14 protein-coding genes, 3 rRNA genes and 2 pseudogenes are annotated in these 23929 nt (G+C 68.7%); 8 read left to right on the forward strand and 11 right to left on the reverse strand.

Annotated elements, in window-relative coordinates; genetic code table 11:
- Positions 1-18: 18 nt before the first annotated feature.
- Positions 19-807, reverse strand: coding sequence for a TetR/AcrR family transcriptional regulator (locus V4Y03_RS17895; RefSeq protein ID WP_332435554.1), 789 nt, complete (start codon positions 805-807; stop codon positions 19-21).
- Positions 808-1162: 355 nt separating this feature from the next.
- Here V4Y03_RS17895 and V4Y03_RS17900 point away from each other — a divergent pair, with 355 nt between their 5' ends.
- Together V4Y03_RS17900 and V4Y03_RS17905 are read left to right on the forward strand one after the other, a co-directional pair.
- Complete coding sequence (locus V4Y03_RS17900; RefSeq protein WP_332435555.1) at positions 1163-2527, forward strand: NAD(P)/FAD-dependent oxidoreductase; 1365 nt, start codon at positions 1163-1165, stop codon at positions 2525-2527.
- A gap of 106 nt (positions 2528-2633) precedes the next feature.
- A complete protein-coding gene (locus V4Y03_RS17905) occupies positions 2634-4343 on the forward strand; it encodes an ATP-binding SpoIIE family protein phosphatase (protein WP_332435556.1) in 1710 nt (569 codons plus the stop codon).
- Between the two features lie 22 nt (positions 4344-4365).
- Here V4Y03_RS17905 and V4Y03_RS17910 read toward each other — a convergent pair whose 3' ends face one another.
- Positions 4366-5640: an MFS transporter gene (locus V4Y03_RS17910; protein WP_317877373.1), complete on the reverse strand. Its 1275-nt coding sequence runs from the start codon at positions 5638-5640 to the stop codon at positions 4366-4368.
- Positions 5641-5795: 155 nt separating this feature from the next.
- Between V4Y03_RS17910 and V4Y03_RS17915 the strand changes: the two genes are divergently transcribed.
- The 4 genes from V4Y03_RS17915 to rrf all read left to right on the forward strand — a co-directional run bounded on the left by V4Y03_RS17915 (position 5796) and on the right by rrf (position 12142).
- Entirely contained in the window at positions 5796-6362 is a 567-nt protein-coding gene (locus V4Y03_RS17915; protein ID WP_317877372.1) for a MarR family winged helix-turn-helix transcriptional regulator, read from the forward strand.
- 653 nt (positions 6363-7015) lie between these two features.
- Positions 7016-8541, forward strand: a 16S ribosomal RNA gene (locus tag V4Y03_RS17920).
- A 287-nt stretch (positions 8542-8828) separates the two neighbouring features.
- Positions 8829-11951: ribosomal RNA gene (locus V4Y03_RS17925) — 23S ribosomal RNA — on the forward strand.
- Between the two features lie 74 nt (positions 11952-12025).
- Positions 12026-12142, forward strand: a 5S ribosomal RNA gene (gene rrf, locus V4Y03_RS17930).
- The 16S, 23S and 5S rRNA genes sit together here, the layout of an rRNA operon.
- Before the next feature lie 72 nt (positions 12143-12214).
- Here rrf and V4Y03_RS17935 read toward each other — a convergent pair.
- The 4 genes from V4Y03_RS17935 to V4Y03_RS17950 are packed head-to-tail and all read right to left on the reverse strand — an operon-like array spanning position 12215 to position 15864.
- Positions 12215-12883, reverse strand: coding sequence for a response regulator transcription factor (locus tag V4Y03_RS17935; RefSeq protein ID WP_317875888.1), 669 nt, complete (start codon positions 12881-12883; stop codon positions 12215-12217).
- Positions 12880-14124 (reverse strand): sensor histidine kinase, encoded by a 1245-nt coding sequence (locus tag V4Y03_RS17940; RefSeq protein ID WP_332435557.1) that lies wholly within the window; start codon positions 14122-14124, stop codon positions 12880-12882. The genes V4Y03_RS17935 and V4Y03_RS17940 overlap by 4 nt, the downstream gene beginning before the upstream one ends.
- 13 nt (positions 14125-14137) lie before the next feature.
- Positions 14138-14965, reverse strand: a complete 828-nt coding sequence (locus V4Y03_RS17945; protein WP_332435558.1) for an ABC transporter permease — start codon at positions 14963-14965, stop codon at positions 14138-14140.
- Positions 14962-15864 carry an ABC transporter ATP-binding protein gene (locus V4Y03_RS17950; protein WP_317875891.1) on the reverse strand — a complete coding sequence of 301 codons (903 nt, stop codon included), beginning with the start codon at positions 15862-15864 and terminating at the stop codon, positions 14962-14964. The genes V4Y03_RS17945 and V4Y03_RS17950 overlap by 4 nt, the downstream gene beginning before the upstream one ends.
- 132 nt (positions 15865-15996) lie before the next feature.
- Here V4Y03_RS17950 and V4Y03_RS17955 point away from each other — a divergent pair.
- Together V4Y03_RS17955 and V4Y03_RS17960 are read left to right on the forward strand one after the other, a co-directional pair.
- A pseudogene (locus V4Y03_RS17955) lies at positions 15997-16548 on the forward strand (GNAT family N-acetyltransferase); the annotation flags it as partial.
- 36 nt (positions 16549-16584) lie between these two features.
- Positions 16585-17124, forward strand: a pseudogene (locus tag V4Y03_RS17960) (GNAT family N-acetyltransferase); the annotation flags it as partial.
- A 56-nt stretch (positions 17125-17180) separates the two neighbouring features.
- Here the strand turns inward: V4Y03_RS17960 and V4Y03_RS17965 are convergent.
- Genes V4Y03_RS17965 through V4Y03_RS17985 form a run of 5 tightly spaced genes read right to left on the reverse strand, consistent with a single transcriptional unit; the run spans position 17181 to position 23854 of the window.
- Positions 17181-18737 carry a type IV secretory system conjugative DNA transfer family protein gene (locus V4Y03_RS17965; RefSeq protein WP_332435559.1) on the reverse strand — a complete coding sequence of 519 codons (1557 nt, stop codon included), beginning with the start codon at positions 18735-18737 and terminating at the stop codon, positions 17181-17183.
- Positions 18738-20132 (reverse strand): ATP-binding protein, encoded by a 1395-nt coding sequence (locus V4Y03_RS17970; RefSeq protein ID WP_317875893.1) that lies wholly within the window; start codon positions 20130-20132, stop codon positions 18738-18740.
- Between the two features lie 20 nt (positions 20133-20152).
- Entirely contained in the window at positions 20153-21706 is a 1554-nt protein-coding gene (locus tag V4Y03_RS17975; protein ID WP_317875894.1) for an SCO6880 family protein, read from the reverse strand.
- Positions 21703-23028 carry a hypothetical protein gene (locus V4Y03_RS17980; RefSeq protein WP_332435560.1) on the reverse strand — a complete coding sequence of 442 codons (1326 nt, stop codon included), beginning with the start codon at positions 23026-23028 and terminating at the stop codon, positions 21703-21705. Before V4Y03_RS17980 ends, V4Y03_RS17975 begins: the two co-directional genes overlap by 4 nt.
- Positions 23018-23854: a hypothetical protein gene (locus V4Y03_RS17985; RefSeq protein WP_317875896.1), complete on the reverse strand. Its 837-nt coding sequence runs from the start codon at positions 23852-23854 to the stop codon at positions 23018-23020. The genes V4Y03_RS17980 and V4Y03_RS17985 overlap by 11 nt, the downstream gene beginning before the upstream one ends.
- Positions 23855-23929 lie beyond the last annotated feature (75 nt).

The following is a 23929-nucleotide window of genomic DNA, read 5'->3' on the forward strand; positions in this document are numbered from 1 at the left end:
AGCCCGGGCCACAGGTGCCTACCGGGAGCGCAGCCCCTCGAGAAGGATATCGAGGAGTCGCGTCGAGGCCGCCGCCTGCTGCACCGCGTCCGGCAGCGCCGGCGCGGCGGTGGCGATGACGAGGAGGACGTCCGCCACGGTCACATCGGCCCGCAGCTCACCCGCCTCACGCGCCCGGTCGACGAGCCGGCCCACGACCTCCAGGAGTTCCGAGGCGCCCGCGTCGTCCCGCTCCTCGGCCGGTACGGCCCGCGGCGCGACCACGCGCGCGTCGGCCTGCTCGGCGAGACCCCGCTGGGACGGAACCCGCGCGGCGTCGTCCTGGTCCTCACCGAAGGGCAGCACCACGGCGTCGTCCACGCGCACCCGCAGTACCTGCGGCGGCAGGAGACGCCCCGCGCCCGAGGCCACCGAGGTCCGCAGGAACCGGGAGAGCGCCGACCACGGCTCGTCCTCCTGGCCCAGCGCGGCCCGCGCCTGCTCGGTCAGCCGGGAGGTCTCCTCCTCGGCTATCCGTCGCACCAGCACGTCCTTGCTGGGGAAGCGCCGGTAGACGGTGCCGACGCCGACACGGGCGCGGCGCGCCACGTCCTCCATCGGAGCCCCGTAGCCCAGCTCGCCGAACACCTCGCGGGCGGCGCGCAGGACGTGCTCCAGATTGCGCTGGGCGTCCACCCGCAGCGGCGCCGACCGACTGCCGAGCACCGCGCCGTTGCGCGCCTCGGCGCCGCCGGTGCCCGCGTGGAGCCCGTCGTCGACGGTCGCCGTCCCGGCGCCCGACTGCCAGCGTGAATCCTGAATCTGCATAAGCGTTCCCCCGCTCATGATGTCTCCCCCCGGAGACTCCCCGCCCTGAAAACGGGGTTTTTCGGCCGACGAGCGCAGCGGTCCACGCGCTCCCATCCGACACCCCGACGAAGTACGAACATAGTTGAGTCGGAGTCAATTCAGAAGGGGAAGTTCCGTACGGTGCGCCCCCCGATCGGAGCAAGGACCGGATCACTCCCGATTCCGACCCCCCACCCGGACCCCCGCACCCGCTGTGACCTGCGGGGTTGTCTCCGCACCCGGTTCGCGCGCCACCCCACGCCTCCGTACCTCTCCGGTCACACAATTTGCCGAGCCTGTGGACAAACAACGGACGGAGGTGCGTCATGGGACAGTGACCGAACCTGCGCGCATTCTCGTGGTCGGCGGTGGCTACGTCGGCATGTACACCGCGCTGCGCCTCCAGCGGCAGCTCAGGGCCGAGCTCAGAGCCGCCGCCGTCGAGATCGTGGTGGTCACCCCCGAGCCGTACATGACGTACCAGCCGTTCCTGCCCGAGGCCGCGGCCGGCTCGATCTCCCCGCGCCATGTCGTGGTGCCGCTCCGCCGGGTCCTGGACCGCTGCCGGATCGTCATCGGCGAGGTCCTGTCCGTCGACCACGCCAAGCGCACCGCGACCCTCACCACCCTCGCGAGCGCCGAGGAGGGCACCGGCACCATCGACCTCACGTACGACGAGCTGGTCCTCGCGCCCGGCTCGGTCTCCCGCACCCTCCCGGTCCCCGGCCTCCTCGACCACGGCATCGGGTTCAAGACCGTCGAGGAGGCCATCGGGCTGCGCAACCACGTCATCGAACAGATGGACATCGCCTCCTCGACCCGGGACCCCGCGCTCCGCGACGCCGCCCTCACCTTCGTCTTCGTCGGCGGGGGGTACGCGGGCGTGGAGGCGCTCGCCGAGTTGGAGGACATGGCCCGGTACACGGCGCGGTACCACCACAACGTCAAGCCCGAGGACCTGCGATGGATCCTCGTCGAGGCCTCGGACCGCATCCTGCCCGAGGTGGGCGAGGAGATGGGCCGGTACGCCGTGCGCGAGCTGCGGGGCCGCAACATCGACGTACGCCTGGAGACCCGCCTCGAATCCTGCGAGGACCGGGTCGCCGTCCTCAGCGACGGCACCCGCCTGCCCACCCGAACCGTCGTGTGGACCGCCGGGGTCAGGCCCGCCCCCGTCCTCGCCGCGACCGACCTCCCGCTGAACGAGCGCGGCCGGCTCCGCTGCACCGCCCGGCTCTCCGTCGAGGGCGTCGAGCACGCCTGGGCGGCCGGCGACGCCGCCGCCGTCCCCGACCTCACCTCGGACGTGGCCGGCAGGGAGTGCGCCCCCAACGCCCAGCACGCCGTCCGCCAGGCCAAGGCCCTCGCCGAGAACGTCGCCGCCTCGCTGAGAGGCCGCCCGGCCAAGGAGTACGCGCACGCGTACGCCGGCTCCGTCGCCTCCCTCGGCCTGCACAAGGGCGTCGCCCACGTCTACGGACGGAAACTCAAGGGATATCCGGCCTGGCTCATACACCGCGCCTATCACCTCAGCCGGGTGCCCACCTTCAACCGCAAGGCCCGGGTGCTCGCCGAATGGACCCTGTCCGGCCTGTTCAAACGGGAGATCGTCTCCCTCGGCTCGCTGGAACACCCCCGCGCCGAATTCGAACTCGCCGCTGCACCACCACCGGGCCCCGGCGACAAGCCGTCGTCCTGACATCACTGTCAGTGCACTCGTCCCCACTGGACGTGTGACCATAGGTGGGCTCATACCTGCACAGCGTGACTCTGCACGGCACCGACACCACGAGGCATAGAGATCCGTGAACTTCACCCGTTGGAGCGCCCGGCTCCCCGGCACACAGCGCCGCGCGGCGCGGGCGACCGAAGGCTCAGTGCCCGCCGCCCGCGGTGAGTACGCGCGGCAGCTGGGGCGACTCATCAGCGACGCCGCCGACGCGGCCGGGACCGGCGGGACCGCCGAGTTGGGCGAGGCCGCCGACCCCGACGGGGCCGTCGGCGTCCCCGCCCTGGAGGACTTCTCCGTACGGGAGCTGCTCGGCCGCCTCCCCGGCCTGGTCGCCCTGGTGTACGGCCCGGAGCACCGCATCGCGTACGTGAACGACGCCTACGCCGCGGCCTTCGGCCCGCGCCCCGCGGGCGCCGTCGTCGCCGACACCTGCCCGGAGGCGGAGGAGCTCGGCCTGCTGCCCCTCATGGACCAGGTGCTGCGCAGCGGCAAGCCCCGCACGGTGAAGTCCCGCCGCACCCAGGAAGGCGGCTCGTACACGGTCACGTGCCTGCCCGTGGAGAGCCCCCACCTCGACGGCGGAGGGGTCCTCGTCCACGCCGCCGACGTCACCGACCACGCCGAGGCCGCCGAGCGGCTGCGGACCAGCGAGCGCCGCCACCGCGAGACCGCGGTCACCCTCCAGCGCTCCCTGCTCCCGCAGGAACTCGAACAGCCCGACGACCTGCGGATCGCCGCCACCTACCAGCCCGGCGGCACCGACGCGGCCGTCGGCGGCGACTGGTACGACGTGATCACCCTCGGCGCGGGACGCACCGCGCTCGTCATCGGGGACGTGATGGGCCGAGGGGTGCGCGCCGCCGCCGTCATGGGCCAGCTCCGCACCGCCGTCCGGGCCTACGCGCGCCTGGACCTGCCCCCGCACGAGGTGCTCCAGCTCCTCGACGGCCTGGCCGCCGAGATCGACGCCAGCCAGATCGCCACCTGTGTGTACGCGATCCACGACCCCAGCGAGGGAAAGCTGGTCTACGCCTCCGCCGGCCACCTCCCGTTCCTCGTCAGGGACGAGGACGGCAGCGTCCGCCGCGCCGAGGACCCGACCGGCCCGCCGCTCGGTACCGGCGGCTGGCTGCACGCCTCGGGCTCGATCGCCCTGCCGCCCGGCTCGACCGCCGTCCTCTACACCGACGGCCTGGTGGAGCGGCGCCACGAGGACATCGACGAGGGCGTCGCCGCGCTCGCCCGCGCCCTCTCGGGCGCCAGCGGCACCCCGCAGGTGGTCTGCGACCGGCTGCTGCGCTCGCTGGGGGTCACCGCCGAGCACGACGACGACGTGGCCGTCCTGGTGGTCCAGCACCCCTCCCGAGAGGGAGCGGACGCGGAGCTCTTCCACAACGCCGCCCTGGAACTCCTCGGCGGGGTCGAGGCCGCGCCACGCGCGCGTGCCTTCGCCTCCGGGGTCCTGTCGTCCTGGCGCTTCCCCGTGGAACTGCGTGACCTGGGCGTCCTCGCCACCAGCGAGCTGGTGGCGAACTCACTCCAGCACGGCACCCCGCCGATGCGGCTGCGGCTGCGCCGCACCGACCGCCGCCTGATCATCGAGGTGACGGACGGCGACGACCACCTGCCGCGCCGCCGCAGGGCGGAAACGGAGGACGAGGCGGGTCGCGGGATCTCGATCATCGCGACGATCGCCTCGTCCTGGGGGAGCCGCCGCACACCGGGCGGCGGCAAAGCGGTCTGGTGCGAGTTCGCCCTGCCGGCCCAGCCGGCCCAGGCCTAGGGCCGGTCCTCGGGATCAGGCCCTAGGCGGAGGCGGTCTCGCTCTCGCGGACCGGCTCGTGCCGGGCGACCACCTTCGACGGCTTGAGGGCCAGCGAGGGCTGGTTCTGCTCCGGGGTCAGCTGCTTGCCCAGCCGCACGGCGAGGAACGTGATGCCGAGCGAGAAGAGCACGAAGGTCACGATGTACGGACCGTGCAGCGCGGCCCCCATGGGCCCGCCCACCGCCGGACCGACGGCCAGCGCCAGCTGCTTGACCAGCGCGAACGCCGAGTTGTACTGCCCGACCATCGACTCCGGCGCCAGATCGGCCACCAGCGGCGCGACGGTCGGCGACAGCATCGCCTCACCGAGCCCGAAGAGGGCGTACGTGGAGACGAAGGCCGCCGTCGCCATGGCCTGGCTGCCGTGCCCGAGACCCGCGTACCCGGCGATCAGCCAGGCCACGGTCCAGATCAGACCCACGGCCGCGATCACCCGGCTCCGCTTCCTGCGCTCGACGAACTTCAGCACCAGGAACTGGGCGGCGACGATCACCGCGGTGTTGGCGGCGAGCGCGATCCCGAGCGTCGACGGCTGGATGCCGGCGGCCTCGGTGCCGTAAGCGGCGAGACCCGACTCGAACTGTCCGTAACAGGCGAAGAAGAGGACGAAGCCGAGGACGCAGAGCTGCACCATCGCCTTGTGCTGGAGCAGCGCGCGGACGCCGCCGCCCTTGCCGCCCTCGGCGGGACGGGCGCCCTGGAGCGCGGGGGACCCCGGCATCCGCACGGTCCCGACGATCGCCGCCAGGACCAGGAACATCGCCGCCTCGATCGAGAACAGCAGGATGAAGCTGCCCGGCCGGCTCGTGTCGACCAGCAGACCGCCGATCAGACCACCGACACCGAGCCCCAGGTTCTGCAGGAAGAACTGCATGGCGAACGCCCGGGTGCGGCCGACGGGCGTCGAGCACCAGACGATCATCGTGGCGAGGGCCGGCTGGAGCACGGCCGTACCGGCACCGAGCAGCGCCGCCGCACCCACGGCCGCGGGCACGCTGGACGCGAAGCCCATCGCCACCGCGCCGACGGCGGCGACCACCGAGGCCACCAGCAGCACCGGAACGGGCCCGCGCCGGTCGATGGTCCGCCCGCTGAAGGGCAGCACCACCAGGGCGGCCATGGCGAAGACGGCCAGGACGATGCCCGCCGTCGCGGCGCCCAGATCCCGCACCTGCGCCACGTACACATAGAGGTACGGCACGGTGAAGCCGAGTCCGAACGCGCTCAGCGCGCTGCCTGCCTGAATACGGCGCATCGCTGCGCCCCTCGCCTTGGTCACACTCACCCACTTCGGTCGCAGGTTCAGAGGTGTACCCCTGAACCTTGAAGACTTCAACACTAAAGTTCGACCCTTAACAGTACACACCGAAGGACTTCAATGCCAACGGGGCCCGTGGGATACTCGCCTGCATGTCCGACAACCCCGAGCGGTCCGGCCCGCAGGCCCTCCAGGAGCCGAGCCTCGACGAGCAGATCGCCGCCTATCAGCGCGAGTTCCGCGACCTCGACCCCCAGGTCGAGAAGGTCGTCTCCGCCCTCGGGCGGCTGAACCGGCGGATGAACGTGGCGTACGGACGCCAGCTCGTCGACCTCGGCATCAGCAACGCGGAGTGGGAAGTCCTCAAGACCCTGGTCCTGGCCGGCGAGCCCTATCGGCTCGGCCCCGGCGAGCTGGCCAAGCGGCTGGGCCTCACCCCGGCCGCGATGACCCACCGCATCGACCGGATGGCGGGCGAAGGCCTGGTCACCCGCGACCGCGACGAGAACAACCGCGTCCGCGTGATCGTCGAGCTGACCGACGAGGGCCGCTCGAAGTGGCTGGAGGCCATGCGCATGGCCACGGACTTCGAGGAGGACCTGCTCCAGGACCTCACGGGCGAGGAGAAGGCAGTCCTCGGCGAAGTCCTCATCCGTCTCCTCCGCCGCGTGGAGCTGACGCAGCCGGACGCCGGCGGCCGGCTGACCGACCTGGACTGAGCCCTCGGGCCCTCACCGGCAGGGGGTTGACACACCCCTGCCGGATGCGTAGTGTTCTCCGAGTTGTCACAGAGCCGGAACGGTTCTTCGACAACCACTCCGCCGCTGATAGCGGCACCTCTACTCCGCACGATCTCCCCACCGGGACGAATTTCGGCATGCCGAAATTCATTTCGAATGGCTCGATTATGAGTCGCCGGGGAAATCCGCTAGAGTTTGAGACGTCGGAACGGCCCAACAGCCGGAAAGACAAACCCCGCTGACTGGGAATCAGACGCCGAAAGGATCTGATAGAGTCGGAACCGCCGGAAGGGCCCGGAGCGAAAGCAAAAGGGACCGGAAAGCACCGAGGAAATCGGATCGGAAAGATCTGATAGAGTCGGAAACGCAAGACCGAAGGGAAGCCCGGAGGAAAGCCCGCGAGGGTGAGTACAAAGGAAGCGTCCGTTCCTTGAGAACTCAACAGCGTGCCAAAAATCAACGCCAGATTAGTTGATACCCCGTCCATCTTCGGATGGCAGGGTTCCTTTGAAAGTCCTGCCGGCCCTCGTGGTCAGCAGGCAACATACACAGCGAGGACGCTGTGGACAGTCGGCCTTATTCCGGCCTGACTGTCCCGCTCAACGCGAGTGTGACCCGATTACGGGTAAACATTCACGGAGAGTTTGATCCTGGCTCAGGACGAACGCTGGCGGCGTGCTTAACACATGCAAGTCGAACGATGAAGCCCTTCGGGGTGGATTAGTGGCGAACGGGTGAGTAACACGTGGGCAATCTGCCCTTCACTCTGGGACAAGCCCTGGAAACGGGGTCTAATACCGGATAACACCGGCTCCTGCATGGGAGCTGGTTAAAAGCTCCGGCGGTGAAGGATGAGCCCGCGGCCTATCAGCTTGTTGGTGGGGTAATGGCCTACCAAGGCGACGACGGGTAGCCGGCCTGAGAGGGCGACCGGCCACACTGGGACTGAGACACGGCCCAGACTCCTACGGGAGGCAGCAGTGGGGAATATTGCACAATGGGCGAAAGCCTGATGCAGCGACGCCGCGTGAGGGATGACGGCCTTCGGGTTGTAAACCTCTTTCAGCAGGGAAGAAGCGAAAGTGACGGTACCTGCAGAAGAAGCGCCGGCTAACTACGTGCCAGCAGCCGCGGTAATACGTAGGGCGCAAGCGTTGTCCGGAATTATTGGGCGTAAAGAGCTCGTAGGCGGCTTGTCACGTCGGGTGTGAAAGCCCGGGGCTTAACCCCGGGTCTGCATCCGATACGGGCAGGCTAGAGTGTGGTAGGGGAGATCGGAATTCCTGGTGTAGCGGTGAAATGCGCAGATATCAGGAGGAACACCGGTGGCGAAGGCGGATCTCTGGGCCATTACTGACGCTGAGGAGCGAAAGCGTGGGGAGCGAACAGGATTAGATACCCTGGTAGTCCACGCCGTAAACGTTGGGAACTAGGTGTTGGCGACATTCCACGTCGTCGGTGCCGCAGCTAACGCATTAAGTTCCCCGCCTGGGGAGTACGGCCGCAAGGCTAAAACTCAAAGGAATTGACGGGGGCCCGCACAAGCAGCGGAGCATGTGGCTTAATTCGACGCAACGCGAAGAACCTTACCAAGGCTTGACATATACCGGAAAGCATTAGAGATAGTGCCCCCCTTGTGGTCGGTATACAGGTGGTGCATGGCTGTCGTCAGCTCGTGTCGTGAGATGTTGGGTTAAGTCCCGCAACGAGCGCAACCCTTGTCCTGTGTTGCCAGCATGCCCTTCGGGGTGATGGGGACTCACAGGAGACCGCCGGGGTCAACTCGGAGGAAGGTGGGGACGACGTCAAGTCATCATGCCCCTTATGTCTTGGGCTGCACACGTGCTACAATGGCCGGTACAAAGAGCTGCGATGCCGCGAGGCGGAGCGAATCTCAAAAAGCCGGTCTCAGTTCGGATTGGGGTCTGCAACTCGACCCCATGAAGTCGGAGTTGCTAGTAATCGCAGATCAGCATTGCTGCGGTGAATACGTTCCCGGGCCTTGTACACACCGCCCGTCACGTCACGAAAGTCGGTAACACCCGAAGCCGGTGGCCCAACCCCTTGTGGGAGGGAGCTGTCGAAGGTGGGACTGGCGATTGGGACGAAGTCGTAACAAGGTAGCCGTACCGGAAGGTGCGGCTGGATCACCTCCTTTCTAAGGAGCACAGTACCGATTGCAGACAAACGTTCTGCACGGTCAGCTCATGGGTGGAACGTTGATTAGTTGGCACGATCTCGAGGATCACCTCACAAGTACTGCTTCGGCGTGGAACGTGATGATGATGCGACGGGTCGTGCTTGGCACGTTGTTGGGTATCTGAGGGTACGGCCGTAAGGTTTGTATCTTCGCGATGCCGGCCCCAGTGAACTTGGTTCTTATGGATCAGGGTGATGGGTGGCTGGTCGTTGCTTGAGAACTACACAGTGGACGCGAGCATCTGTGGCCAAGTTTTTAAGGGCGCACGGTGGATGCCTTGGCACCAGGAACCGATGAAGGACGTGGGAGGCCACGATAGTCCCCGGGGAGCCGTCAACCAGGCTTTGATCCGGGGGTTTCCGAATGGGGAAACCCGGCAGTCGTCATGGGCTGTCACCCATGCCTGAACACATAGGGCATGTGGAGGGAACGAGGGGAAGTGAAACATCTCAGTACCCTCAGGAAGAGAAAACAACCGTGATTCCGGGAGTAGTGGCGAGCGAAACCGGATGAGGCCAAACCGTATGCGTGTGATACCCGGCAGGGGTTGCGCATGCGGGGTTGTGGGATCTCTCTTTCACAGTCTGCCGGCTGTGAGACGAGTCAGAAACCGTTGATGTAGGCGAAGGACATGCGAAAGGTCCGGCGTAGAGGGTAAGACCCCCGTAGCTGAAACATTAACGGCTCGTTTGAGAGACACCCAAGTAGCACGGGGCCCGAGAAATCCCGTGTGAATCTGGCGGGACCACCCGCTAAGCCTAAATATTCCCTGGTGACCGATAGCGGATAGTACCGTGAGGGAATGGTGAAAAGTACCGCGGGAGCGGAGTGAAATAGTACCTGAAACCGTGTGCCTACAAGCCGTGGGAGCGTCGCTCATTGAGTTTACTCAATGGGTCGTGACTGCGTGCCTTTTGAAGAATGAGCCTGCGAGTTTGCGGTGCGTTGCGAGGTTAACCCGTGTGGGGAAGCCGTAGCGAAAGCGAGTCCGAACAGGGCGATTCAGTAGCGCGCTCAAGACCCGAAGCGGAGTGATCTAGCCATGGGCAGGTTGAAGCGGAGGTAAGACTTCGTGGAGGACCGAACCCACCAGGGTTGAAAACCTGGGGGATGACCTGTGGTTAGGGGTGAAAGGCCAATCAAACTCCGTGATAGCTGGTTCTCCCCGAAATGCATTTAGGTGCAGCGTCGTGTGTTTCTTGCCGGAGGTAGAGCACTGGATAGGCGATGGGCCCTACCGGGTTACTGACCTTAGCCAAACTCCGAATGCCGGTAAGTGAGAGCACGGCAGTGAGACTGTGGGGGATAAGCTCCATGGTCGAGAGGGAAACAGCCCAGAGCATCGACTAAGGCCCCTAAGCGTACGCTAAGTGGGAAAGGATGTGGAGTCGCAGAGACAACCAGGAGGTTGGCTTAGAAGCAGCCACCCTTGAAAGAGTGCGTAATAGCTCACTGGTCAAGTGATTCCGCGCCGACAATGTAGCGGGGCTCAAGCGTACCGCCGAAGTCGTGTCATTGCAGCATGAGCCCCAACGGGCGCTGTGATGGGTAGGGGAGCGTCGTGTGCCGGGTGAAGCAGCCGCGGAAGCGAGTTGTGGACGGTTCACGAGTGAGAATGCAGGCATGAGTAGCGATACACACGTGAGAAACGTGTGCGCCGATTGACTAAGGGTTCCTGGGTCAAGCTGATCTGCCCAGGGTAAGTCGGGACCTAAGGCGAGGCCGACAGGCGTAGTCGATGGACAACCGGTTGATATTCCGGTACCCGCTTTGAAACGCCCAGTATCGAATCCATTAATGCTAAGGCCGTGAAGCCGTTCCGGACCCTTCGGGGAAAGGAAAGTGGTGGAGCCGCTGATCCAAGGTGGTAGTAGGTAAGCGATGGGGTGACGCAGGAAGGTAGTCCAGCCCGGGCGGTGGTAGTCCCGGGGTAAGGGTGTAGGGCGTTGTCCAGGTAAATCCGGACAGCACATAGCCTGAGACCTGATGCCGAGCCGATTGTGGTGAAGTGGATGATCCTATGCTGTCGAGAAAAGCCTCTAGCGAGTTTCATGGCGGCCCGTACCCTAAACCGACTCAGGTGGTCAGGTAGAGAATACCGAGGCGTTCGGGTGAACTATGGTTAAGGAACTCGGCAAAATGCCCCCGTAACTTCGGGAGAAGGGGGGCCACGTCTGGTGATGAGTCTTGCACTCTGAGCTGGGGGTGGCCGCAGAGACCAGCGAGAAGCGACTGTTTACTAAAAACACAGGTCCGTGCGAAGCCGTAAGGCGATGTATACGGACTGACGCCTGCCCGGTGCTGGAACGTTAAGGGGACCGGTTAGTCACATTTCGGTGTGGCGAAGCTGAGAACTTAAGCGCCAGTAAACGGCGGTGGTAACTATAACCATCCTAAGGTAGCGAAATTCCTTGTCGGGTAAGTTCCGACCTGCACGAATGGCGTAACGACTTCTCGACTGTCTCAACCATAGGCCCGGTGAAATTGCACTACGAGTAAAGATGCTCGTTTCGCGCAGCAGGACGGAAAGACCCCGGGACCTTTACTACAGTTTGATATTGGTGTTCGGTTCGGCTTGTGTAGGATAGGTGGGAGACTTTGAAGCAGCCACGCCAGTGGTTGTGGAGTCGCCGTTGAAATACCACTCTGGTCGTGCTGGATGTCTAACCTCGGTCCGTGATCCGGATCAGGGACAGTGTCTGATGGGTAGTTTAACTGGGGCGGTTGCCTCCCAAAGGGTAACGGAGGCGCCCAAAGGTTCCCTCAGCCTGGTTGGCAATCAGGTGTTGAGTGTAAGTGCACAAGGGAGCTTGACTGTGAGACCGACGGGTCGAGCAGGGACGAAAGTCGGGACTAGTGATCCGGCGGTGGCTTGTGGAAGCGCCGTCGCTCAACGGATAAAAGGTACCCCGGGGATAACAGGCTGATCTTCCCCAAGAGTCCATATCGACGGGATGGTTTGGCACCTCGATGTCGGCTCGTCGCATCCTGGGGCTGGAGTCGGTCCCAAGGGTTGGGCTGTTCGCCCATTAAAGCGGTACGCGAGCTGGGTTTAGAACGTCGTGAGACAGTTCGGTCCCTATCCGCTGCGCGCGTAGGAATATTGAGAAGGGCTGTCCCTAGTACGAGAGGACCGGGACGGACGAACCTCTGGTGTGCCAGTTGTCCTGCCAAGGGCATGGCTGGTTGGCTACGTTCGGGAGGGATAACCGCTGAAAGCATCTAAGCGGGAAGCCTGCTTCGAGATGAGTATTCCCACCTCCTTGAGAGGGTAAGGCTCCCAGTAGACGACTGGGTTGATAGGCCGGATGTGGAAGCCCAGTAATGGGTGGAGCTGACCGGTACTAATAGGCCGAGGGCTTGTCCTCAGTTGCTCGCGTCCACTGTGTTAGTTCTGAAGTAACGAACTGTGCCGATATCCGGTTGGTTAACTTCATAGAGTTTCGGTGGTCATAGCGTTAGGGAAACGCCCGGTTACATTCCGAACCCGGAAGCTAAGCCTTTCAGCGCCGATGGTACTGCAGGGGGGACCCTGTGGGAGAGTAGGACGCCGCCGAACAATCATTGTGGGAAAGCCCCGCACCTTATGGTGCGGGGCTTTTCTGCGTTTACGGGCCGGAACCCCATCGGGTCAGGCCGGCGTGACCAGCTCGGTGTCGTAGGCCAGGATCACCGCTTGGACCCGGTCCCGGGCGCCCGTCTTCGACAGGATGCGGCCCACATGGGTCTTCACCGTCGATTCCGCGAGATGGAGACGTTCGGCGATCTCCGTGTTCGTCCAGCCCTGGCCGATGACCGTGAGGATCTCGCGTTCCCGCTCCGTCAGGGAGACGAGACGGGGGTCCTCCGGGCGGGGATCCGCCGTGGGGGACTGCGGCAGGTGGTGGATGTACGCGTCCAGGAGGCGCCGGGTGAGGCTCGGGGCGACGACCGCGTCCCCGCTCGCCACCGCGCGGATGCCGGCCAGCAGCTCTTCCGGCTCGGCGTCCTTCACCAGGAAGCCGCTGGCGCCGGCGCGCAGGCCGTCGTAGGCGTACTCGTCGAGGTCGAAGGTCGTGACGATCAGGATTCGGCTGCGGGCGCCGGTCGCGATGATGCGGCGGGTGGCCTCGATGCCGTCGAGGCCGGGCATCCGGACGTCCATGAGGACGACGTCGGGGTGGTGCCGGTCGACCAGACGGATCGCCTCGGTGCCGTTCGAGGCCTCCCCGACGACCGTCATGTCGTCCTGGCTCTCCAGCAGCATGCGGAAGCCGAAGCGCTGCATCGGCTGGTCGTCGGCGATGAGAACGGTCGTCACGAGGGGGATTCCTCCCGGGGGAGCCGGAGTCTGACCTGCCAGCCGCCGGTCGGCAGCGGGCCGCTGTCGAGTGTGCCGTCGTAGAGGGCCGCGCGTTCCCGCATGCCCGTGAGCCCCTGGCCCGGTGAGGAGACCGCGGCTGCCGGAGTGGTCGGGTGCGTGCCCGTGTTCGTGATCTCCACCCTTGCCTCCCGTGCGGTGTACGTCAGCAGAACGGTCGCCCTCGCGCCACCGCCCGCGTGTTTCAGAGTATTGGTCAGGGCCTCCTGGACGACCCGGTAGACCGTCAGCTGGGCGCCTGGTGTGAGGAGTCGGGCGGTCGGCTCGTCGTCGTGGACCTCGTACCGGACCGGCAGGCCTGCCTTGCGTACGCCCGTGATCAGGGTGTCGAGGGCGGCGAGGGTCGGCTGGGGGTCGCGGGCCGCCTCCTGCTCGTCGTCGCGCAGGACGCCGAGCAGGCGGCGGAGTTCGGCGAGGGCCTCGCGGCTCGTCGTGCCGATGGCGTCGAGGGCCTGGGCAGCACGCTCGGGGTTCTTGGCCGCCGCGTAGCGGCCGCCGTCCGCGAGGCCGGTGATGACCGAGAGGTTGTGGCCGATGATGTCGTGCATCTCGCGGGCGATACGGGTGCGTTCGGCCGCCGCCGCGAGCCGGACCTCCTGGTCGCGTTCGATCTCCAGACGGCGGGCCCGGTCGACGAGACCGGCGTTGTGGTCCCTGCGGGAGCGGACGACGATGCCGAGGAGGGAGACGAGCGCGTAGGTCGACAGGGTGGGGACGACGTGCTGGTCCCAGCTGCCGCGCGGGTACAGGAGGGCGCCCGTCACGAGCGGCGGCAGGAGCAGGGCCAGGGCCCGGAGCAGGGTGCGGGGCCGGCGTACCAGCGCGAGGTGGAAGAGCGGAATCAGCTGGAGGTACACGGCCTGGAGGAAGGCGCCCGAGACGGCGCTGCCGAGGGCCGCGCAGGCCATCACGGTGAGGGCGGCCATGGGCCGGCGGCGGCGCAGGCAGAGGGGGAGGGCGAGCCCCAGACTGAGGACGACCACCTGCCAGGCGGGGACGGTCGGGTCGGGGGCGGTGTTCCGCCAGCCGCCGGACGCGTCCACGAGCGCCGCCCCTGTCCAGAAGAGGGTCAGGGCGGCGTCCCAGACCCAGGGGCGGCGGGCGTCGGCGGCGCGGACCCGGGTGAGCAGGTGCTGGACGCGTCCGCTGAGGCCCGTGGCTCCCGTGGTGTGCGTGGTCACCCCGTCATCATCCTCATACGTCGCGGCGCTTGAGCAACAGCGCGGGGACCGCGAGTGCCGCCGCCGCCCACAGGAGCAGGGCGAGGAGTGCGGCGCCGGGGGAGGGGGCGTCCGGCAGCGGGGTGGCGGAGCCGAGGACGCCGGCCGCCTGGGTGGGGAAGTACCGGACGGCCGTCTCCATCGCCCCGTAGGGGAGCATCCCGAGGATCTCGGGGACGATCAGGACCCCGCCGACGAAGGCGCCGATCGCGCCCGGGACCGAGCGGAGGGCCGCGCCGAGGCCGAGGGCGACGATGCCGAGGAGGGTGAGGCCTGCGGCGTTGCCCGCGAGGGCGGCGAGGACGCCGTCGTCGGTGAGGGAGGCGGCCTGGTCGGTGTCGGAGAGGAAGAGCTGTGCGGTGAGGAAGGTCAGCAGGTTGGTGACGAAGGTGACGGTGAGGACGGCGCCGGTGAAGACGGCGGCCTTCGCCCACAGGACGGGCAGCCGGGTGGGGACGGCGGTGAGGGTGGCGCGGATCGTGCCGGTCGCGTACTCGCCGGCCGTGACGAGGATGCCGAGGACGGCGAGGGCGATGGCGCCGAGCTGGGAGCCGTAGAGGGTGAGGACGACGGTGTCGACGTCGGAGTCGCCGCCGTCTGAGGTGTAGGTGGTGCCCATGAGGATGCCGACGCCGAGGACGAGGGCGGCGGCGGTGAGGACCGTGATCCAGGTGGAGCGGAGGGTCCGGAGTTTGTGCCACTCGGAGTGGACGACGCGGGCGAGCGTGACGGTCCCGGTCCCGGTGCCGGGGGACGTCGGGGTGGTTCCGGGGGTGACCTCGGGGTTGGCGGTGGTCGTCATGCGGGGGCTCCCTGGTACTCGACGGAGTCGTGGGTGAGGGCCATGAACGCCTGCTCCAGGGACGGTGCCTGCGGGGTGAGTTCATGGAGGGGGACGCCGTGGGCGGCGGCCGTGCGGCCGATCTCCGGGGCGTCCGGGCCGGTGACGAGAAGGGTGTCGGGGGCATCGACGGTGATTCCGGCGCCCGGCAGCAGGGCGCGCAGCCGGTCGGCCTCGGGGGTGACGACCCTGACGGAGGTGCCGCCGGAGGTGCGGACGAGTGCGTCGACCGTGGTGTCGGCGAGGAGCCGGCCCTTGCCGATGACGATCAGGTGGTCGGCGGTCAGGGCCATTTCGCTCATCAGGTGCGAGGAGACGAGGACGGTACGGCCCTCGGCGGCCAGCGACCTGAGGAGGGTGCGGATCCAGAGGACGCCCTCGGGGTCGAGGCCGTTGACCGGTTCGTCGAGGACGACGGTGGCCGGGTCGCCGAGGAGGGCGGCGGCGATGCCGAGGCGCTGGCCCATGCCGAGCGAGAAGCCCTTCACGCGCTTGTGGGCGACCTGGGTGAGGCCGGTCAGGGCGAGCACCCGCTCGACTCGCGCCCCGGGGATGCCGTGGGTGTGGGCGAGGGCGGTGAGGTGGTGGTGGGCGGTGCGGCCGGGGTGCACGGAGCGGGCTTCGAGGAGGGCGCCGACACGGGTGAGCGGGGCGCCGTGCCGGGCGTAGGGGAGGCCGTCGACGGTGGCGTGGCCGCGGGTGGGGGCGTCGAGGCCGAGGATCATGCGGAGGGTGGTGGACTTTCCGGCGCCGTTGGGGCCGAGGAAGCCGGTGACGGTGCCGGGGTGGACGGTGAAGCTGAGGTCCCGGACGACGGTGGTGTCGCCGTACCTCTTGGTGAGGTTCTCTGCTCGGATCATGCCTTCGACGCTAGGGAGCGGGCGGCGGCCGGGCGTCCGACCGGAGGCGGGAGCGGGGCGGCGGGCGTAGTACCGGGGTACCACGGGGAAAAGGCCTTGTCGGTGGGGGTGGGGGCGTCGGAGGATCTGGCCATGGATCTTTCGATACGTGTCATCCGCGCCGACGAGTGGGAGCGGACCCGTGAAATCCGCCTGGCGGCCCTGCGGGATCCGGTCGCCCATCTCGCGTTCCTCGACACGTACGAGGCGGCCGTCGAGCGCCCGGACGAGTTCTGGCGGGAGCGGGCCGTGGGCGCGTCGGAGGACGGCGACGGGAAGGTGCGGCAGTTCGTGGCCGAGACCCCGGACGGGCGCTGGGTCGGCACCGTATCGGTCCTGGTGGAACGGACCGGGGCCGAGCTGCCGTTCGGGCCGCTGCCGAATGCCGACCAGACGCACATCGTCGGGGTCTACGTACGTCCTGAGGTCCGTGGGACGGGTGTGATCGACGAGCTGTTCCGGACGGCGGTGGAGTGGTCCTGGGCGCTGCCGGAGCCGGTCGAGCGGGTGCGGCTGTACGTGCACGAGGACAACGCGCGGGCGGACGCCTTCTACCGGCGGTTCGGGTTCACGGCCTCGGGCGTGCGGGTGCCGGTGCCGGGGCAGGACAGGGTGATGGAGGTCGAGTACGAGCTGTGGCGGCCGGTCGCCCGGCACGGGGAGTACGCGCTGCGGGCGATCCGTTCCGACGAGTGGGAGCGGGTGCGGGAACTGCGGCTCGCGGCCCTGCGGGACCCGGTGGCGGCCGTGGCGTTCGTGGAGTCGTACGAGGAGGCGGAGGCCCGGCCGGACGCCTTCTGGCAGGAGCGGGCCGAGGGCGGTTCGGTGGACCGGGGCACGTGGATCCGGCAGTTCGTGGCCGAGGCGGCCGACGGGCGCTGGGCCGGCACGGTGACGGTGCTGGTGGAGCGGCCGGAGGACGGGCGGACGCTCTTCGGCGATGTGGTGACGGTGCCGCAGACCGATGTCGTGGGTGTGTATGTGCGTCCGGAGGCGCGTGGCGACGGTCTGGTGGACGCGCTGCTGCGGGTGGCCGTGGAGTGGTCGTGGGCGCGGCCGGCGCCGCTGGTGGAGCGGGTCCGGCTGTTCGTGCACGAGGAGAACGCGCGGGCGGCGGCCGTCTACCGCCGGTTCGGGTTCGTGCCGACGGGCGGCCGGGCGGACACGCTGGGCTCGGGCGAGCCGCGGGAACTGGAGCACGAGCTGCGGCGGCCGGTCTGAGGCCGGCGGGTGTCGTGCCGGGCCGGCCGCTCGCGCGGCTCGGCCGGCCCGGTTTCTCAGACGGTGTTCGGCGCGTACTCCGGCCAGCGGGACCGGGCCTGTTCGCGGGAGCGGAGCAGGGCCAGGGTCGGGAGGCCCTGGGTGTGGCCGGTGGCGAGCAGCTCGGGGAGCTGGGGGAGCGGGGCCACGGCGGCGACGTCGTCGAGGACGAGCGTCATTGGTGGGTCGAGCCGACCGTCGGATGACCGTGCGGCCATGCGGCGGCCGTGCTCGACCACGCTTGCGGCGAGCGCGGTGAGGAGCGGCATCGCGCCGGGGTGGGTGCGGGGATCCTCGATCGGTTCCCCCACCACGTAGAGGGTGCCCCCTTCGGGGAGGAAAGATGCCAGGGCCAGCGAATCCGTTCGGTTCGGGGTGCAGGCTTCCCTGATGTGGATCGAGGAGAGTGCCCCCAGTGCACGGGCCGTCAGTTCCTGCGCCAGGCGGCGGCTTTCCGGGTGCGCGGTGAGCGCCGATTCGAGCAGGCCCGCGTGGCCCGAGGCCGCCTTCGGGTGGCTGCGGAGGATGCGTACCGGCTCGTGGGCGCCGGCGCCCTGTGCCCAGCGGTGGACCTGGCGGAAGGGGCGTCCGTCGACGGCGGCGGCGTGCAGCCAGCAGTGCAGGAGCGTTTCGGCGGTGTCGGCGGTGGCCGCGTCCAGGCGGGCGTGGGGCCGTACGGGGGCCAGCAGGGCGACCGCCCGTTCCTTGGCCACGGCCGGGTCCTCGCAGTGCTCGGACGGCGACCAGTGGAGCCGGGCCGGGGTGTCGCAGAGGTGGCCGGGGTCGTGGACGAGGACCGGGCCGAGCTTGCCGCGCGCGTCCTTGGTGGCGGACCAGACGGTGGGGTCGGAGGTGACGACCAGGACCGCGCCCTCGGCGTCCCGGATGGCCTGCACGGCGGCGGGGCGACGGGCTTCCGGGGGGCCGTAGAGGGTGCGGGGGGTTCCCGTGGGGGCCGGGGCCTGAGTCGGGGTCGGGGGGTGCTCTGCCGCCGGGCGGCGTGGGGCCGGGGGTGCGGGCTCCCGTAGGGGCTGTTCTTCCCGTACGGGCTCCTCGGGCTCCTCGGGCTCCTCGGGCTTCCGTAGGGGTGCCTGAGGCTTCCTCAGGGGGTCCTCGGGTGCGGGCCCCGGAGACTCCCGTACGGGCTCCGAGAACTCCCTTACGGGCTCCGCCCGTGCCGGCTGCCGGGTCGTCCCGTACGCCCCCGCCTTCCTGTTGGCGCGGACCGCTCGCCAGCGGGTCACCGTGCCCAGGGCGAAGACCGCCAGGACGAGGAGGATCATCGCCTCGCCGATCAGCAGGCCCCAGAACAGGCCGTACCCCGACAGATGGCCCGGCGGGGTGGACGGCCAGGCCGCCTGGAGGTCCGTCGGGGCCGTCGCCAGGGAGCGCAGTGCCGAAGGGGTGCCCGTGAAGGCGACGCCCTGCGGCCAGGCCCCGTGGGAGAAGAGCCCCGAGAGCCCGGTCGCCGTCCACACCAGGACCGTGAAGCAGAGGAGGAGGGCGAAGAGGCTGAGCAGCAGCCCGTCGGAGATTCCTCCGCCTCCGCCCCCTCCCTTTCGTGCCGATTCCATTTATGCCACCGTCGACTGCGAAGTGCCGTTCACCTGCTGCTCGATGAGGATCGCGCGCTGCTCCGTCTCCCACTCCAGTTCCGGATCGGAGACGGAGGACTCGGTCATGGCGCGGTCCGTGTAGACCAGCGGGCGTTCCCGTTCGGTGATGAGGTGTTTGACCACCTGCACATTGCCGTTGACGTCCCAGACCGCGATGCCGGGGGTGAGGGTCGGGATGATCTCGACCGCCCACCGTGGCAGGCCGAGGACCCGGCCGGTGTTGCGTGCCTCGTCGGCCTTCTGGGCGTAGATGGTCCGGGTGGAGGCCATCTTGAGGATCGCCGCCGCCTCCTTGGCCGCCGCTCCGTCGACGACGTCGGAGAGGTGGTGGACGACGGCGACGAAGGACAGGCCGAGGCGGCGGCCGAACTTCAGCAGCCGCTGGAACAGCTGGGCCACGAACGGGCTGTTGATGATGTGCCAGGCCTCCTCGACCAGGAAGATGCGCTTCTTCCGGTCGGGGCGGATCCAGGTGTGCTCCAGCCAGACGCCGACGATCGCCATCAGGATCGGCATGGCGATGGAGTTGCGGTCGATATGGGACAGGTCGAAGACGATCAGGGGTGCGTCGAGGTCGATGCCGACGGTCGTCGGGCCGTCGAACATGCCCCGGAGGTCACCGTCGACCAGCCGGTCCAGGACGAGGGCGACGTCCAGGCCCCAGGCCCGTACGTCGTCTATGTCGACGTTCATCGCCTCGGCGGACTCGGCCTCGGGGTGGCGCAGGCGCTCGACGATGTCGGTGAGGATCGGCTGCCGGTCGGTGGTGTGCTCGATGACGTAGGCATGGGCGACCTTGAGCGCGAAGCCGGAGCGCTCGTCGAGGCCGTGGCCCATCGCCACCTCGATGATCGTACGGAGCAGCGCGAGCTGACCCGTGGTCGTGATCGACGGGTCGAGCGGGTTCAGACGGATACCGGAGTCGTTGGCGACCATCGGGTCCAGGCGGATGGGGGTTATCCCCAGCTCCTGGGCGATGAGGTTCCATTCGCCGACGCCGTCCTCGCCCTGCGCGTCGAGGACCACGACCTGCCGGTCGCGGAAGCGGAGCTGGCGGAGCACGTACGTCTTCTCCAGCGCCGACTTGCCGTTGCCGGACTCGCCGAGGACCAGCCAGTGCGGGGCGGGCAGTTGCTGCCCGTACAGCTGGAAGGGGTCGTAGATGTACCCCTTCCCGCTGTAGACCTCGCGGCCGATGATGACGCCGGAGTCGCCGAGGCCGGGTGCGGCCGTCGGCAGGTAGACGGCCTGGGCCTGCCCGGTGGAGGTGCGGACGGGCAGGCGGGTCGTCTCCACCTTCCCGAGGACGAAGGAGGTGAAGGCATCGGTGAGGACGGACAGCGGATCTCGCATCGGTCTGTGCCCCTTCGGCCCTAGCGGCGGATGCCGGTCGCGAACGGCAAGGTGTTCACAAAGGCCCGGTGGTGCTCGCGGTCGCACCACTCCAGCTTCAGATACGACTTGCCGGCGGAGGCCCTGATCGTGCGCTTGTCCCGGGCCAGGGCCTCGGGCGAACGCGACGACACCGTGATGTACCCGACGAGGTTCACCCCTGCCGCGCCACTGGCGAGATCTTCACCCCGCTGGTCGAGCCGGCCGTGGGCGGCGATGTCGCGCGGGTCGACCGTGCGGTTCATCTTGGCGGCGCGGCTGGCGTCGGCCTCGTCGTTGGTCTTCTCGGTGAGCATCCGCTCGATGGCGACCTCGGTGGGCTCCAGGTCCATGGTCACGGCGACCGTGCGGATGACGTCCGGGGTGTGGACGAGGAGCGGGGCGAGGAAGTTGACGCCTACCGGGGTCATCGGCCACTCCTTCACCCAGGCCGTGGCGTGGCACCAGGGGGCGCGGGTGGAGGACTCGCGGGTCTTGGCCTGGAGGTACGTCGCTTCCATCGCGTCGAGTTCGGCCGGCCAAGCGTTTCGTTTCGTCATGGCCTGGATGTGGTCGATGGGGTGGTCCGGGTCGTACATGGAGTGCACGAGGGAGGACAGCCGGGACTGGCCGAGGGGCTGGCGGACGCGGATGTCGGCCTCGGCGAGACGGGCGCAGATGTCGGTGAGCTCGCGGGCCATGACGACGGCGAGGCCGGCGTCGCGGTCGAGCTTGCGGGCGCCGGAGGCGTGCCGGGCGGCGCGGGCCATGGCGTTGGCCTCGGCGGCGAGTTCGCGCGTGTAGTGCATGCAGGCGACGAGGTAGGCGCGGTGCTGCTCGCTGGAGGTGGAGACCATCGACTGGAGCTGGTCGTACGACTCCATGAGCCACACGGGCGCGTGCGGGTCGCCGCGCTGGCCGACGTCCTTGGCGTGCGCGTCGGGGTCGGCGGGGAGCGTACGGGCCAGCATCTGGAGGCGGGTCACGAAACCGTCGCCGTTGGCGACGTGCTTGAGGAGGGTGCCGAAGCGGTCGACCAGGGCCTCCTGGTCCTCGCTGTCGCGCAGGCCGACGCCGGGGCCCTCGATCTCGATGGCGGCGGTGACGGTGCGGCGGTCGGCGTGCAGGAGGACCGCGATCTCGTCGGGGCCGAAGGGGGCGGCGAGCCAGCCGACGCGGCCGATGCCGGGCGGCGGGCCGACCTCGACCTCGCGGCCGTCGAGGCGGGTGCCGGCCTCGGTGACGACGGAGCGGTAGGCGGTGCCGCGCTTGAGCATCCGCTTGTAGCTGCGGTTGATCTCGAACCATTTGTAGAACGTGCGGTGCTTGTACGGCAGGTACACGGCGGCGATCGCGACCATGGGCAGGCCGGCGAGGAGTGCGATCCGCAGGGGGAGGAGGGGGACGAGGAGTCCGCTCATCATGCCGAGGAAGGCGCCGGCGATGATCAGGGCGATCTCGCCGGTCTCGCGGTTCTTGCCGACGATCGCGTTCGGCCGGGCGCGGCCCACGAGATACGTACGGCGGGGCGCGACCGGCTGGGACTGGGTCGTCAACGCCCTGCACCTCCAGAGTTCTTGCGGTTGCTGTGCGGGGTACCCGCGGTGGGACTGCTGCTACGGGGCGGGGGCGGGGGAGTCGCGCCGCCGCCGCCACCGCTGCCGCCGCGGCTGCTGTGGGCGGCCATGCCGCCGGACATCGGGTTCGCGGCGCGGGCGGGCTGGGAGGACTGGCCGCCGCCGTCGCCGCGGGAGCTGTGCGTCTTGATGCCCTGGGAGACGAGGGACGCGGGGGAGGAGATGACGGCCGCGGCCGCGTTCTCGCCGGCGCGGTGCAGGCGGTTGTTGCGGGAGGCGGCGATCTCGTCGCCGAAACCGGGGACGAAGCGGTAGATCATCCCGGAGGCGAAGATCGCGAGCAGGATGATCGCGAGGCCGGACACGACGGCGGAGAACGAGTCGGGGCCGGTGCCGGAGGAGAGTGCGCCGGCCAGTCCGAGGACGATGACGATGACCGGTTTGACCATAATGATCGCGATCATGATGCCCGCCCAGCGGCGGACGTGGCCCCACATGTTCTTGTCGACGAGCCCCGAGTAGACGACGACGCCGAGGAGGGCGCCGACGTACAGCATCACGGCGCGGAGGAACAGCTCCAGGTAGAGAACGCCGGCGGCGAGGACGGTCACCAGCGACACGATGATCAGCATGATGGGGCCGCCACCGATGCTGTCGCCCTTCTGGAGGGCCTGCTTGAAGCTGCCGAAGAAGACGTCGGTCTGCTGCCCGGTGCCGGAGGCGACGACCTCGGTGACGGCGTCGGTGGCGTTGACCACGGTGTAGAGGATCAGCGGGGTGAACGCGGAGGCGAGGACCGTCAGCCAGAGGAAGCCGATGGCCTCGGAGAAGGCGGTGGTGAGGGGCACGCCCCGGATGGCGCGCTTCGCGACGGCGAGGAGCCAGAGGAGGAGCGTGAGGAAGGTCGAGGCGGCGAAGACGATGGCGTAGCGGCCGAGGAACTCGGGGTTGGTGAAGTCGACGTCGGCGGTCGCTTTGACGGCCTGGGAGAGCTTGTCGACGATCTCGATGGCGGCGTCGGCGCAGCCGCGGGCGAGGGAGGAGAGGGGGTCGAGGGCGGCGGTGGGGTCGGTGGCGGGGGCCTTGTCGGCGCCGCCGGGCTGGCCTCGCTCGCACAGCTCCCTGGCCTGGCCCACGATGAGGCCGCAGCCGTTGTCCGTGGCGCTCGGGCTCGGTGTGGGCCCCGACGGGGTCGGCGTGGGTGCCGCCTGGGCGTACGAGGAGAAGAGGAACGGCGCGGCGAGGAACGTGGCGGTGAGCGTGGCCGTCGCACGGCCCGCCAGGCTGCGGCTAGCGGGCATAGGTGAAGCCTCCGTATCCCTCGACGGCCTCGGCGATCTCGTCGGCCATGGACGCGCGGTTGTCCCCGTTGACCGGGGTCGGGCCCTCGGTCTGGCTGGACGAGCTGATGCGCCAGTCGCCGCCGACCCAGGTGAGCTTCTGCGTGAGGGTGAACCAGGTGGACGTGACGGGCTTGGTCGAGCCGGCGCCGGCCAGGCCGACCAGGCCGGTGCACCAGACGTCGACCGTCGCGGAGGTGTCGGTGTAGTCCCGGACCTTGGCGCCGACCGGGATGGTGCGGGAGACGAAGGTCAGGCCGGAGGGCGCGGTTCCGTTCGCCTCGAGTCCGATGCCGGTCAGGAAGCCGGCCGTGTAGGAGGCGTCGAGGCGCTTCACCAGGTCGTCGGTGACGGCGGGGTCGTGGGTGGCGCGCACGATCTCGTTCCGGCCGGCGGTCGTGAACATCTCCGCCGACCCCAGCGCCACCGCGTAGTTCGTCGCCGCGCTCTGGGCGCCCTGGTCGTCGTGGGGGTAGCCCGTGGGGATTCGGCCGTTCTTGCCGGTGACCGGGCGGACGCCCGTCGCCGCCGTGGGGGCCGCTTTGGCGTTGGTGGTGCCGGAGGGGCCCGCCGCGTCGGCCGGGTCGCCGCCGCCGCGGTTGGCGAAGGCGATGGCCGCGACGAGGACGACGACCACGCCCACGACCGTGATGAGTGAACGGGAGCTGCGGACGGGGCGGCGGGCGCCGCCGTAGACGTCGCCGCTGTTGCCCTCGGGCAGGCGGGTCCGGGTCTGGCCCGAGCCGCCCACGCCGCCGAAGCTGTCGTGCTCGTCACCGGGACTCATGCCGGGTACGCCCCCTCACTGGTTCGCGGTACGGGCAGTGCTGCAACATGACTGGACATCAGGAACGCATTCTCA

This window comes from Streptomyces sp. P9-A4 (assembly GCF_036634195.1).
Lineage (GTDB): Bacteria > Actinomycetota > Actinomycetes > Streptomycetales > Streptomycetaceae > Streptomyces.